The organism is Lentisalinibacter salinarum (assembly GCF_040706555.1).
GTDB lineage: Bacteria > Pseudomonadota > Gammaproteobacteria > Steroidobacterales > Woeseiaceae > Lentisalinibacter > Lentisalinibacter salinarum.
Window position 1 is genome coordinate 236,378 of the sequence record NZ_JAPDRH010000001.1, and the last position, 13,561, is coordinate 249,938.

General features: G+C 69.5%; 9 protein-coding genes. 5 read left to right on the forward strand and 4 right to left on the reverse strand.

Translation table 11 applies throughout. The annotated features are described in order from the left end of the window. Nucleotides 1–9: 9 nt before the first annotated feature. Together ACJMKZ_RS00955 and ACJMKZ_RS00960 are read left to right on the forward strand one after the other, a co-directional pair. Nucleotides 10–342, forward strand: a complete 333-nt coding sequence (locus tag ACJMKZ_RS00955; RefSeq protein WP_405231312.1) for a chaperone modulator CbpM — start codon at nt 10–12, stop codon at nt 340–342. A gap of 91 nt (nt 343–433) precedes the next feature. Continuing rightward, on the forward strand, nt 434–1,489 hold the full coding sequence (locus ACJMKZ_RS00960) for a c-type cytochrome (protein WP_405231314.1): 1,056 nt from the start codon (nt 434–436) through the stop codon (nt 1,487–1,489). Nucleotides 1,490–1,495: 6 nt separating this feature from the next. Here ACJMKZ_RS00960 and ACJMKZ_RS00965 read toward each other — a convergent pair whose 3' ends face one another. Further along, nucleotides 1,496–2,170, reverse strand: a complete 675-nt coding sequence (locus ACJMKZ_RS00965) for an outer membrane beta-barrel protein (protein ID WP_405231316.1) — start codon at nt 2,168–2,170, stop codon at nt 1,496–1,498. Between ACJMKZ_RS00965 and ACJMKZ_RS00970 the strand changes: the two genes are divergently transcribed. Then, entirely contained in the window at nt 2,165–3,106 is a 942-nt protein-coding gene (locus tag ACJMKZ_RS00970) for a DMT family transporter (protein WP_405231318.1), read from the forward strand. The two genes, ACJMKZ_RS00965 and ACJMKZ_RS00970, sit on opposite strands and share 6 nt — an antisense overlap. A gap of 103 nt (nt 3,107–3,209) precedes the next feature. After that, nucleotides 3,210–3,425: a hypothetical protein gene (locus ACJMKZ_RS00975; RefSeq protein ID WP_405231320.1), complete on the forward strand. Its 216-nt coding sequence runs from the start codon at nt 3,210–3,212 to the stop codon at nt 3,423–3,425. A 55-nt stretch (nt 3,426–3,480) separates the two neighbouring features. Here ACJMKZ_RS00975 and ACJMKZ_RS00980 read toward each other — a convergent pair whose 3' ends face one another. The 3 genes from ACJMKZ_RS00980 to ACJMKZ_RS00990 are packed head-to-tail and all read right to left on the reverse strand — an operon-like array spanning nt 3,481 to nt 10,056. Next, a complete protein-coding gene (locus ACJMKZ_RS00980) occupies nt 3,481–6,555 on the reverse strand; it encodes an efflux RND transporter permease subunit (RefSeq protein ID WP_405231321.1) in 3,075 nt (1,024 codons plus the stop codon). Further along, nucleotides 6,555–7,685, reverse strand: coding sequence for an efflux RND transporter periplasmic adaptor subunit (locus ACJMKZ_RS00985; protein ID WP_405231322.1), 1,131 nt, complete (start codon nt 7,683–7,685; stop codon nt 6,555–6,557). Before ACJMKZ_RS00985 ends, ACJMKZ_RS00980 begins: the two co-directional genes overlap by 1 nt. Then, on the reverse strand, nt 7,672–10,056 hold the full coding sequence (locus ACJMKZ_RS00990) for a TolC family protein (protein ID WP_405231323.1): 2,385 nt from the start codon (nt 10,054–10,056) through the stop codon (nt 7,672–7,674). Before ACJMKZ_RS00990 ends, ACJMKZ_RS00985 begins: the two co-directional genes overlap by 14 nt. A gap of 38 nt (nt 10,057–10,094) precedes the next feature. Between ACJMKZ_RS00990 and ACJMKZ_RS00995 the strand changes: the two genes are divergently transcribed. After that, on the forward strand, nt 10,095–13,550 hold the full coding sequence (locus ACJMKZ_RS00995; protein WP_405231324.1) for a mechanosensitive ion channel domain-containing protein: 3,456 nt from the start codon (nt 10,095–10,097) through the stop codon (nt 13,548–13,550). Nucleotides 13,551–13,561 lie beyond the last annotated feature (11 nt).

The window sequence follows — 13,561 nt, forward strand, 5'->3', positions numbered from 1 at the left end:
GACGGAGTCATGAGCGAACGTCACAGCAGGGACACGGGCACGGAGATCACCGGCTTCATCCTGGAGGAGACGACGACGCTGGGGCTGCGGGAACTCAGCAGCGCCTGTGCCGTGCAGGCCGAAGACATCATCGAGCTGGTGGAGGAGGGCGTGATCGAGCCGGTCAGCTATCGCCGCCGGAAGTGGCAGTTCACGGGCGCCAGCCTGACCCGTGCCCGCCGGGCCGTAGCGCTGCAGCGCGATCTCGGCCTGAATATCGAGGGCGCCGCGCTGGCGCTCGATCTCATCGACGAGCTGGACCGCCTGCGCTCGCGACTGCGCGCCGTCGATCCCGGTTACTGAGTCCACCCCCGCACGTTAGGTAGTTGCCGGCATGGGGCCGGCCGGTGTCCTGCGTTACGGTCATCCCGTGGTCCTTTGCAAGGAGAGTGTCATGAGGCGCGCGTGCGTGCTGCTGCTCTGCTGCCTGGCCGTGGTTTCTGTCCGGGCAGCGGATATCGAAGAAGGGAAGCGAATTTTCGGATCGGTCTGCGCATCCTGCCACGGCCCGCAGGGAAAGCCGGATCCGGACAGCCCGGTAGTGCAGGCCCTGGACCCCGAGCCGGCGGATCTGTCGGACCCGCTGTTCAACAGCCGGGAGCCGCGCGGGGACTGGGTCATGGTGGTCGAGCACGGTGGCCATGCAATGGGCCTGTCCGAGCAGATGCCCGCCCAGGGCGAGAACCTCACCGACGGCGAGATCGAGGCCGTGGTCGCTTACGTGAAGACGCTGGCGGACACCAGCGAATATCCGCCGGGCGAGATGAACCTGTTCCTGCCGGTGCGCACCAAGAAGGCCTTCCCGGAGGATGAATGGGTGTGGAAGTCCCGTCTGGAGAACCGGGACGGGGAGGACGTCTTCCGCAACGTGATCGAGTTCGAGAAGCGGGTCGGCAAGGCGGGCCAGACGATAATCGAGATCATCCATGCCGACGACGGCGTCGACTCCGAGTTCGAGGAGGTGGAGGTCGGCTACAAGCACGCCTTCGCCTGGAGTCTGGAGAACCGCTCGCTGTGGTCGGCGGCCTTCGTCGTGGCCGTGCCGCTGCGGAGCGAAGGCGAGGTGGAACTCGCACCGTACCTGGCCTACGCAAAGCAGTTGAACGACGCGGCCATCTTCCAGGGCAGCGCCCGCGTGAAGCTGCCGGTGGACGACTTCGATCAGGGCGAGCTCGAGCTGGCCGGCATCGTGCACTACACCTGGAGCCCGTGGCCCCGCCGCGTGTTCCCGGCGCTGGAGCTCACGGCCACCGCGCCGTTCGACCGTAACGGGGAGGACGCCGTGCAGTTCACGGCGCTGCCGCAGGTGCGCATCGGCCTCACGCGGGGCGGCCACGTGGCCCTGAACCTGGGCGTGGAGTTACCCCTGAGCGATCAGGCGTACGACACTCGTTATCACCTGACCCTGCTGTGGGACTTCGCCGACGGCGGGTTCTTCAAGGGCTGGTAGCGCCGCTCAGAACTTCAGCGTCAGACCGGCCGTCGCCTGCCACTGGGTGACGGTGCTGCCGTCGGCCTCCAGCAGGCAGACGTTGTCGCTGCCTCCGGCGACGCAGAACAGGTTCGAGTCGCTGTCTACGAAGCTGGTGAAGGCGCGGGCTTCCAGCCGGAAGGCCAAGCGTTCGCCGGCTGCGATGCGCAGGCCTGCGCCGAGGGAGGCAGAGAAGAAGGTCTCGTCGTCGAGGTCGGCGTCTTCCGCGTCGGCCGGGGCGAAGCGCGAGATGCCCAGCGTCATGACGACGTAGGGCCTGACGTTGCCCCCCTGCACGATGTAGGTGCCGCCGCCGTGGAAATAGTCGACGTCCACGTCGACCACGGGCGTGCCGGCGAACAGGTCTCCGGTCGTGAACTCGCTGCTCTGGCGCGAGTAGTAGACCTCCCACTGGGTGTTGGCCTCGGCGCGAAAGTTCGCCGTCAGCGCGAAGCCGCCGCCGTCCTCGATGTCCAGGTCCCCGCCGTCCGCGCGGTCGAAGCTGCCGCCGTAGCGCCAGGCGGCCGAGGCGGTGAGTTCGATGTCGCCGGGTTGCTCGTCGGCGGCCGCGGGCGCCGGGCTAAACGAGGCGATGACCAGCAGGGCGAGCAGGGTCGTGGTGGCTGCGCGGTGGGGCGTGATGGTGGGTCTCTCGTGCATGGCTCGAGTCCATGGAATTCCTCCGCGTATGGTAGCGTACGACGCGACCCCCGGAAGGACTCGCTCATCCGCAAAGGCTTCAGACTCATCGGCGACGTCGCCCTGGCCGCAGGCTGCCTCGGCCTGGCGCCGCTGGCCAAGAAAGCCGCGCTGACGGCCGGTGCGGCGCCGTTGCCGCTGTCCGTTGCCACGACGGCCGTGGCGGCGGTGGTCGCGCTCTCGCCACTGCTCGCCGCCGGGCCGGGGCGTACGCTGGCGGGCCATGGCCGCGGGACCTGGCGGCATGTATTCCTGGTTGGGGCGATGGGCTCCGGCGCCGTCGTGCTGCTCAGCGTGCTCGCCATGACGGAGACCACGGCCACCAACCGCAGCCTGTTCCAGTCCATGTATCCGGTGGCCACCGCCGTCGCGGCCCGTTTCCTGCTGGCCGAACGTCTGAGCGGGGTCGCCTGGCTCATTATCGGTGCGATGAGCGCCGGGCTTTTCCTCATGAATACGGGACCCGGGGGTATCGTGATCGGCTGGCCCTTTTGGGCGCTGGCGGCGACGCTGCCGCTGATCGGCCTGGCAGACGTCTATGCAAAGCGCACGTTGCGGGACGCGGATCCCCGCTTCGTGGCCGCCGGAAGGCTCTTGTTCGGCACGGCGGTACTGCTCGCCGTGCTGCCCTGGACGGCACCGGCGCAATGGTCCGCGCTGACCGCGGTCTGGTGGTGGGTGCTCGGCGCGGGCGTCGCGATGGCCGGCGGCGTGCTCGGGCTATACCGGGCGATGCAGACCGCCGGCGCCAGCGTGGCCGCCGCGTTCGTCGGCCTGGCTCCGGTGCTCACCGCCACGGCGGAATGGCTGCTGCTGGGCACCGCTTTCGCGCCCCTGCAGCTCGCCGGGCTCGGCCTCGTCGTGGGAGGGGCCGCGGCGCTGGCATTCCGCCTGTAGCGGGCGATCCGTCGGCGCCGATCGTCGTGCCCGTCAATTCCGACAGGGCGGAAGCAAAACCCGAAGCAAGCCTCTGCAGGTGCTTTTGATATACTCTGTGGGTATGAATCTCGAACACGCACTCGCAGACCCCTCCAGCGAATTCGAAACACCGGAAGCCGTCCTGACGCAGCAGGGCCTGACGCCGGAGCAGAAGAAGGCCATCCTGGAGCGCTGGCGTCAGGACGCCGAGCTGCTGCAGCAGGCCGAAGGCGAGAACATGGCCGGCGGCGAGCCGAGCATGCTCGCCCGCGTGCAGCAGGCGCTGGCGCGACTCTGACCGCGCGCCGACCGGCGGTTTACGCCGGTCGCCATAGGCCGCCCGGCCTGGCCGGCTAGGGCGGAGCCGGGTCCCCCGTGCGGTACAGCACCCGATAGAGCACCGGTACCACGCCGAGCGTCAGCGCCGTGGCGAAGGCCAGGCCGAAGATGATGGCGATGGCCATCGGCTCCCACATGGGCCCGCCGCCGATCCACAGGGGGATCAGTCCGCCGATCGTTGTCGCGGCGGTCAGTAGTATCGGCCGCGCGCGCTGGCGCGCCGCCGCCACGACGGCCTCCGCCTGCCCGAGCCCGTTCTCTTCCTGCTCGATCCGGATCCGGTCGAGCAGCACGATGGCGTTGTTGATGACGATGCCGGCCAGTGATATCACGCCGAGCAGTGTCATGAAGCCGAAATAGGAACGCGCGATCAGCAGCCCCGCGATCACGCCGATGAACGCCAGCGGGATGGTGGTGAGGATGATGGCGGGCTTGCGCACCGAGTCGAACTGCAGCACCAGCAGCAGCACGATGAGCATGACCGCGAACGGCAGCTTCTCCATGATGGAGGCGTTCGCGTCCGCGGAAGTCTCCGCCTCGCCACCCAGGCTCCAGCTCACGCCGTACGGCCAGTCGGCGGATGCCTCCCGCAGCCACGGCTCGATGTTTTCGATGACCTCGCTGGAGGTGTAGCCGGGCTCCAGCAGCGCCTCCGCGGTCATGGTGCGCTGACGGTCGCGCCGCTTGATCACCCCCGGCTGCCAGACGATCTCCGGCACGGCCACCTGGCTCAGCGGCACCGTGCGCGAGCCGCCGTGCGCATACACGGCGATGTTGCCGAGGCGGTCCGGATCCAGGCGTTCCTCGCTCGCGGAGCGCAGCACGATCGGAATCAGGTCGTCGTCTTCCCGGAACTCCGTCGTCTCCAGGCCCGAGAGGTAGGTCTGCATGGCGATGGCCACGTCCTGGTTGGTGACGCCGGCCTGCTGGGCGCGGGTCTCGTCGATGCGCACCTCCACCTTCTTGGTGCGGGCACCCCAGTCGTCGGTGACCTGGGCGGCGCCTGGCGTCTCGCGCAGCTTCGCCTTGACCTCGTCCAGCAGCGAGAACAGCGTCTCCGTGTCTCGTCCCTTCAGGCGGATGGCAATCGGCGGCCAGGCAGGCTCGCCCATCGGCAGGGGGCGCACGGTGACCTTGGCGGGCGGGAAGCGCTCCAGCACGAAGGATTCGATCTCGGGCACCACCAGCCGGTCGATGGTCGCGCGCTCGCCGGTGTGGCCGAGGATCAGTGCATAGCTCGGATTCGGCGGCTCGGGGCTGTACGACAGGATGAAGCGCGGCGCGCCCTCGCCGACGAAAGCCGCCCACTGCTCGATGCCGTCCCGCTCTTCGCTGTCGGCGAGTTCCGTCGCGATGAAACGCTCGAGTTCCGCCGTCATGGCGTCCGTGGCCTCGATCGGCGAGCCCACCGGCAGCTCCAACTCGGCGGTGAACGTGGTCCGGTCGTTCGGAGGGAAAAAGATGTCCGGCACCCAGCGCAGCGCATACAGCGACAGGGCGAATACGGCGACGACGGCGGCGAGAGTCATGCCCGGACGGGCGAGGACGGCGCGCAGTATGGCATCGTAGCGGCGCATCGCGGGCCCGTCCGCTGCGTCCGGGTCCTGTTCTCCGACCCGCAGGAACGTGATGCACAGCAGCGGTATCAGCGTCAGCGCCATCACCCAGGAGGAGAGCAGGGTGATCGTCACCACCTTGAACAGTGGCGCCGTGTACTCGCCGGTGGACGACTCCGCCAGGTAGATCGGCAGGAAGGCGGCGGAGGTGGTGAGCGAGGAGATCAGCAGCGGCAGGCGCAGCTCCCGGGCCGAAGCCAGCGCCGCGGTCTTGCCGTCCTCGCCGTCGCGCATGCGTACCATGATGGACTCGGACATGACGATGGCGTTGTCCACCAGCATCCCGAGCGCAATGATCAGCGCGGCCAGCGACACCTGGTCGAGCCCGATATCGAACAATCCCATGAGCGCGAAGCTGGAGAGGATGGCGGCCGGCACCAGGCTGGCCACCACCAGCCCGGTGCGCACACCGAGGAAAGCCAGCATCACGAGGCCGACGACCAGGACGGCCTGCACGAGGTTGGAGACGAAGTCGTCGATCTTGTCTTCGACCACCTGCGGCTGGAACTGGAGCACGTCCAGCTCGAGGCCGATGGGATAGTTGCCGCGCACCCGCTCGAGAACCTGGCGAACCGAGCGGCCGAGCTCGATGATGTTGCCGCCTTCGCGCATCGAGACGGCCAGTATCAGGCTGGGTTCGCCGCTGTAGCGCACCCGCTGGTCGGGCGGGTCGATGTAGCCGCGGCGGACCTCGAGCACGTCGGACAGACGCACGATCTCACCGCTGGTCGGGATGCGGATGAGCGTGTTGCGGATGTCGTCCACCGAGGCGAAGCTGCCGCTCGGCTCGAGCACGATCTTCTCGTATTCGGTGGTGATGTCGCCGCCGGGCAGGACGATATTGCGCGCCTCCAGGGCCTCGCGCAGCTGCAGCGGGGAGAGCCCGTATTCCGACAGCACGGTGTTGTCGAACTCGCCGAAAATGCGCTCCTCCTGTGCCCCCGCCACCTCCACCTTGGCGGCGTCGGGGATCAGCAGCAGCTCGTCGCGCACCCGGTCGGCCACTTCCTCCAGTTCCCGGTAGCTGTAGCCGTCGCCGGTGACCGCGATCTGGATGCCGTAGACGTCACCGAACTCGTCGTTGACGAACGGGCCGCGCACGCCGTCGGGCAGGTCCGGCGCCACCCGCTCCACCTTGCGGCGCAGGTCGTCCCAGATCGGCTGCATCTCCTTGTATTCCTCTCGGATGTCCACGTAGATGACGGAGACGCCCACCTTCGAGCTGCTGCGCACCGTGTCCAGTTCCGGCATCTCCTGGATCACCCGCTCGAGCTTGTCGGTGACCAGCATCTCCACCCGTTCGGGACTCGCACCGGGGAAGACGGTCTGCACCATCGCCGTGCGCACGATGAAGCCCGGATCCTCCGCCCGCGGCATCTCGCGGTAGGCGAGGCCGCCGGCGACGAACAGGATCAGCAGCGAGACGACGGTGATGCGTCGCTTCTCGAGCGCGATGCGGGTGATATCGAGCATCAGTCCCGGTCCAGCAGGCGCACCTTCTGGCCATCGGCGATGCGTCGCACCCCGGCGGTGACCACGAGCTCATCCGCCGACAGGCCGCGGGTGATGACCATGCCGTCCGGGTCGGGACGGCCGGTCTCGACGGCGCGGCGGCGCGCCGTGTAATGGCCGGATCCGTCTCCGGCCGGCTCCAGTACGAAGACGAATCGTCCCTGCCGATCCTCGCCCACCGCCACCGTCGGCACCATCAGCTCGCCCCGGTCGCCGGTGGCGGGCAGCAGCAGTCTCGCCTCGGCGGCCATGCCGGAGCGCACGACCCCGCAGCCGCCGCCGAGGGCGATGGTGACCGGGTAGGTCGCGCCGCGGGGGCCGGTGGCCACGCCCACCTCGGAGACCGTGCCGGCTATCTCCTGCAGATCGACGGCGTCGATGGACACCGTCGCGTCCATGCCGCTGCGGATGCGCTCGATGTAGGTCTCGGGCACGTTGACGACCACTTCAGCGCAGTCGCCGCAGTTCACGCGGGCGATCGGCTGGCCGGCCTGGACGTTCTGATTGACCTCGGCGACGAGTCTCGCGACGGTGCAGTCCGCGGGCGAGTAAAGGCGGGTGTAGGAGAGCTGCAGCCGCGCCGCCTCGAGTTTCTGCCGGGCCGCGTTCACGGAGGCCCGCGCGGATTCGAACGCGGCGCGGGCGCTGTCCAGGTCGCTGCGGGAGGCGTTGCGATTCTCGTACAGGCCGCGCACGCGCTCATAGCTGGCCGCCGCATTGCGCTCCTGGGCGCGGGCCTGAGCCAGTCCGGCTTCGGCTTCCTCCAGCCGCACCCGGTAGTCAGTGGGGTCCAGCCGGCCGATCAGCGCTCCGGCCTCCAGCCGGTCGCCGAGCGCCACCGGCAGCTCGACGAGGGTTCCGCTCACCTTGAAGGAGAGGTCGGTCTCCATCTCGGCCTGGGCGACGCCGGAGAAGGTCTCGGCCTCCTGCGTGCCGGCCGCCACAACGCGGCTGTAGCGCACCGGCCGCACCTCCGGCTCCGTGCTCGGGGGCGTCGCCTCGCAGGCGGTGAGCAGCGCGAGCGAGATGGCGAGCGACATGACCAGGGCAATGGTGGCCACGGCCGTCCGCGGCGATTCAGTTCTCTTCATGGCTGCTCCCTGTGTCGCTGCCGCCGTCTTCCACGAACGCCAGCGCACGGCGCAGGAATTCCTCCCGATAGGCCGGCTCCAGCACCAGGCGGAAATCCGCCGTTGCCCGCAGTACGTCCATCACGTCTATGAGGTAGCGGAAGCGGGCGTTCTCCGTCCCCAGCTCCGCATCGAGCAGGGCGTCCTGGGCCTCCAGCAGGTCGGTGATGGAAGCGGCGCCGCGGCCGTAGGCGTCCGAGACGATGTCCAGGTTCTCCCGCGCCGCCCGGGCGGCTCCCTCGGTGAGGCCGATGGACTGGAACGAGGCACCGGTCGCGTGCAGCGCGATGCGCATCCGAGCCTCGATGTCCTCTTCCGCGGCGAGCCGCTCGGCCTGCAAGCGGCCGAGTTCCAGTTCGGCCGCCGACAGCCGCGCCCGCAGGGCGCCGCCGCTGAATATGGGCCAGGAGGCCGTCAGGGCGACGTTCCATGAGCGGTCGTCCTGCTGGATGAGGCCCTGAAACAGCGACGAGCCGGAGCCCGCGCCGCTCGCCTGGATGCGCTCGCCGGCTCCGGCCTGGAGCGCGATCTCCGGTATGTAGAATTTGCGGCGGGCCGCGAGTCGCTGGCGCTCGCCGGCGGCGATGCGCTCGTCCAGGCCGGCCAGCTCCGGCGAACGCTCCAGCGCTTCGCGGACCAGAAATGCGCGGAACCGGTCCCAGGCGCTCTGGGAGTCGATGAGGCGGCCGAAGCGTTCGGAGCGGAAGTATCCCAGCGTGGTGTCCACGCTGTCGTCGGCCGGTCGGGGCGGCTCCTCCTGGGAGGCGCCGAGTAGCTGGCCGAGGCGCACGCCGGCCTGATCCAGCGAGCGTTCCGCGTCGATCAGGTCCACCCGGTCCGTCGCCAGGCGGCTCTCCCAGCGCAAGACGTCGGCGCGGCCCGAGTAGCCGATGGATTCCCGCACACGGGCCAGCTGCAGGTTCTCACGAGTGATCTCCAGGTTCGCCTGGCGCACCTCGTAGATGGCTCGGGCGCGCAGTACCTGCAGATAGGCCTCGCCCGCGGAACGCATGACGTCGAGTTCCCGCGCGCGGTAGTCCAGGATGCTGGCATCGACCCGCCGGCCCGCGGCGCGCCAGTCGGCGACCGCGTCGTCCGAGTAGACGACCTGGCGGGCGCTCAGCTGCAGGTCGGTGCTGCGCTCCGGCTGCAGCAGTGCCCGGTCGGCATCGATGTGGGTGCGGGCCGCCTCCAGGCCCAGCTGCGGCAGCAGCCGCGAGCGCGCCGAATCGAGTTCGGTGGCGGCGAGCTCGGGGCCGTAGGCGGCGGCCTGCAGCCGACGATTGCGCCGCACGGCGATGGCCAGCGCCTCGGTGAAGGAGAGCCGCTCTCCCCACTGGCCGGGCTGCGCATTCAGCAAGCGGGCGTCGGCCATGACGGAAAAGTCGGGCTCGTAACCCAGCCGGTCCGCCACCGCCATGTTGATGGTCAGCCACTGCGCGTAGTTCAGCGCCACCGGGATGCCGGCGGCATCGTCGCCGAGCAGGATGCGCTGGACGTTGAGCGCGATGCGCCGCGCGGCGACGATGTCGGCCTGCTCGCCACCGCCCAGGTTCATCAGCAGGCCGTGGTCCAGTTCCTCGCCGCCCAGCATCGAGAAAGAGGGCAGCTCCATGGCGATCAGCCGGTCGGCGAGCCGACGCACGTCGTCTGCGCTGAAACGCAGCAAAGGCGTTACGTAGACGGCGTCGGCGTCCGTCAGGCGGCTGAATACGGACTCGGGCGAGGGGCCCGTCGGCACGATCTCCACCCGGATGCCGAAGCGCTGCTCGATCTCGGTTTCTTTCTCGCGGCGCAGCCGCGGCATCGCCGCCAGGATGTCGGCATCGACGAGGATGGCGAGATCGTCGAACTCGACGGCGCGGCGGAAGCTGCGCACCTGCTCGCCCATGCTGCGGAAGTCGGTCAGGTAGGTGAAGTTCCGCTTCCCGCTGGCGCCGTCCGCCAGCGGGAAGCCCTGCAGCTCCGGGTCCGCCACGATCGCGGCCACCACCGGTTTCGGCAGGGTATCGATGTCGGCGGCGGCCTGGCTGGCGAGGACGCCGAGGGTGATCACCACGTCGATGCGCTCGTCGGCGAGCTGCGCCTCCAGTGCGGCGCGGGCGCCGGCGAGGGTCCAGTCGCCGAGCCGCGTGGTCTCCTCCCCCATCTCGAGATTCCATTCGCCCTGCAGCAGCGCGGCGATCTCGTCGCGGACCCGTTCGCGGCTGAATATCTGTCGGCTGAGCGGCCCGTCCAGCACGACGCCGACCCGGGCGACCGGCAGCTCCTCGCCGAGGCCGGTTGCTGCCAGCGCGAGCAGTAGTGCGAGAGTGAGGCCGCGTGCGATCATACGCGCCATAGTATGGGCGGCAGAGAGCGGAGGCCATTGTGCGTGTTACGCATGTGCAGGCGGTAGCGCCACGTCTGGCGGCGATCCGCTGCTCGATTGCGGCTGTCGGTGCGGCCATTCTGACCGCGATCGGTCTGTTCTCCGCCACGCCATCGCACGCCCAGGAGGCTGCGGAATCGCTGGCCACGGAGGTCACCGCGGCCCTGATCCAGTCACGGCTGGAGCAGGTGCAGGCGTCGTCGGCCTACGACGACGAGACGAAGACGGCGTCGACGGAGCTGTACCGCCGCGCACTCGCGAACCTCGAGGCCGCAGAGGCGCACCGGCAGGCGGCGGCGCGTTTCGAGCAGGCGCAGGTGAGTGCCCCGCAGCAGACCGAGGAGATCCGCCGGTCGCTCGCCGCCACCGCTGGCCGCGATCCGCTGGCCGGACTGGATTTCGGCGAGGATACGCCGGCGCGGGAGATCGAGCAGCGCCTGCAGCAGGAGCGGGCGGCGGTAGCCGCGGCCCAGGCGGAGCTCGCCGAGCTGGAGCAAAAGCTGGCTGCGGCACAGACCAGACCCCAGGCGGTGCGCCAGAGGCAGGGGGGCGTCGCGCAGGAGACGAGGGAGGTTGCGGCCCGGATGACCCAGGCCGCGCCCGCCGGCGAGAGCGATATCGTTACCGAGGCCCGCGCGTGGGCGCGGCAGACTGCCGTCCGCGCGCTTGCCGAGGAGGGCCGCAAGCTCGACCTGGAGCTCCTCAGTCTGCCCATGAGAGTGGAGTTGCTCGAGGCACAGCGCGGCGAGACCCGCCGCACGCTGGAGGCCGCCCAGGCAAGGGTGCGCGAGTTGCAGTCGGCGCTGGGCGAGCGGCGCCGGAGCGAGACGGCGCGGGTAATGGCCGAGATCGCCCCCGGCGAACTGGGCGAGGCCGCGGAGCACCCTCTGGCCCGGGATCTGCTGGAAGGCAACCTCGCGCTGGCAGAGGAGCTCAGGGAGCTGAGCCGGCGCCTGGATCAGCTGACGGCCGACGACGAGAGTGCCCGGGCGCGGCTGCAGTCGCTGGAGCGCCGTTTCCAGAACGCGCGCCAGAAGCTGGAGGTGGCGGGCGTCAGTCCGGCGATGGGGCGTTATCTGGGAGCGGAGCGGCGCGACCTGCCGGCGCTCGCCGACTACCGCCGCGATTCCCGCGAGCGGGAGGAACGGATCGCCGAGGCCGGGCTGCGTGACATCCGGCTGGAGGAGGCGCTGCAGCAGTACCGCGACGTGGACGCGCGGGTGGAGGAACTCCTGCAGGCGCTGCCGCCGGTGGAAGCCGGGACGTTGCGCGGACCGCTCGAGCGGCTGGCCGGCGTGCGTCAGGATCTGCTCCGGCAGCTGTCCGAGGTGAATGACGACTACATCCGTCTGCTGTCGGAGTACGAGTACACCGAGTCCCAGCTCTATCGCGTGGTACGGGAATACCGGGACTTCCTGTCCGAACGCCTGATGTGGGTGCGCAACCGGCCGACGCTGGGGCCGGCCGGGCTTATGGCACTGCCGGGGGAAGTCGCCGCTTTCCTGGCGCCCGGGCAATGGCTGGAGGCTGCAGAGGTCTTTCTGCTGCGGCTCACTCGCTCGCCCCTGCAGATGCTGGCGGTGCTGGCGCTGCTGGTCTTCTGGTGGCGTCTCGGCGTGCTGCGGGCCGCGCTGAGGGCGAGCGCGGCGAAGGTCGGCAAGCCGTCAGAGGACACGTTCGCGAGTACGCTGCGGGCCGTCGGCATCACTCTGGTGATGACCGTGCCCTGGCCTCTGTTCACCGGGGTCACCGGTTACGAACTCAGCGCTTCGTGGCAGGCGACACCGGCGTCCCGCGCCGTGGGCACCGCATTGCTGCAGATCACGCCCCTGCTGTTCTTCCTGCGCGCATTCCGGATCCTGTGCACGCCGGGCGGCGTGGCAGAAGGCCATTTCCGCTGGGCGCCCGAGGGGCTCGCGCGGCTGCGCCGGCAGATGGATCAGCTGATGCTCACCCTGCTGGTGCCGGGCTTCGTTCTGGTGACGGCCATGGGATTCCACCAGGCCGCCTCCGTCGGCGCCCTGGTCCAGGTCGTGTTCCTGGTACTGATCGGCGGTCTGATGGTGTTCCTCTATCGGTTGCTGGTGCCCCGGCGCGGGATCTTGAAGGCCCTGCAGCGTCGGGAGGGCGACGAGCCGGTCCTCGCCTGGCCCTGGTTCTGGCTGCTGTTGTCGCTGGCACTGCCCGCCGCCCTCGGACTGATGGCGCTGGCGGGCTTCCTGTATTCCGCCGGCACTCTGCTCGGCAAGCTGATCAATACCCTGTGGCTGGTCTTCGGCCTGGTGCTGCTGCGCGAGCTGGTAGTGCGCTGGCTGCTGGTGATGCGCCGCCGCCTGCTGTTGCGAGAGGCGCTGCACCGGCGCGAAGCCGCCCGCGCCGCGCGGGAGGCCGAGGGAACCATGCCCGCGGCATCCGACGAGTCGGCAGCCGTGGCCGTCGAAGCCCCGGTGGATATCGGCTCGCTCGACGCCGATACCCGCAAGCTCGTCAACGTGGCGCTGGCCGTGACCGCGTTCCTCGGATTCGGCGGGATCTGGTCGGGGATGCTGCCGGCGCTGGGCGCCTTCAGCGACATCACCCTGTGGCAGTCCGTGCAACAGGTCGGCGGCGAGGAACGCATCCGTGCGGTCACGCTCATGGATATTTTCGCGGCAGCGCTCGCCGTCCTGCTGACCGTGGTCGGCGCCCGCACGGTTCCGTCCCTGCTGGAGATCGTGCTGCGCCAGCGTCCCTCCGTGACACCGGGCAGCCGGCTCGCCTTCGCCACGCTCGCCCGCTACAGCATCGCCGGCATCGGCCTTACATTCGTGCTGGCCACCATCGGGGTGGACTGGTCGAAGCTGCAGTGGCTGGTGGCGGCGCTGGGTGTCGGCATCGGCTTCGGTCTGCAGGAGATCGTGGCCAACTTCATCAGCGGACTGATCATCCTGATGGAGCGGCCCGTGCGGGTCGGCGATATCGTCACGGTCGGCGATACCAGCGGCGCCGTCACCCGCGTGCAGATCCGGGCCACGACGATCCGCACCTGGGACCGGCAGGAGTTGCTGGTCCCGAACAAGGAGTTCATCACCGGCCGCGTGCTGAACTGGTCGCTCTCGGACGAGATCATCCGCATCCACTTCATGGTGGGCGTGGCCTACGGCAGCGACGTCGAGAAAGCGCTGCTGCTGATCGAGGAGGCGGCACGCGAGCACCCGAAGGTGCTGGACGACCCGGCACCGCTGGTGACCTTCGAGTCCTTCGGTGACAACTCGCTGAATCTGGGTCTGCGCTGCTTCGTGCCGGCACTGGATGTGCGCCTGGAGACGAGCACGGACCTGCACCGGGCCATCAACCGCAAGTTCAACGAGGCGGGCATCGTGATCGCCTTCCCGCAGCGCGATGTGCACCTGGACACGACGAGCCCGCTGGAGATCAAACTGATGCGCGGCGCCGACCTGGCGGCAGCCGAGTGACGGTCGGCCGG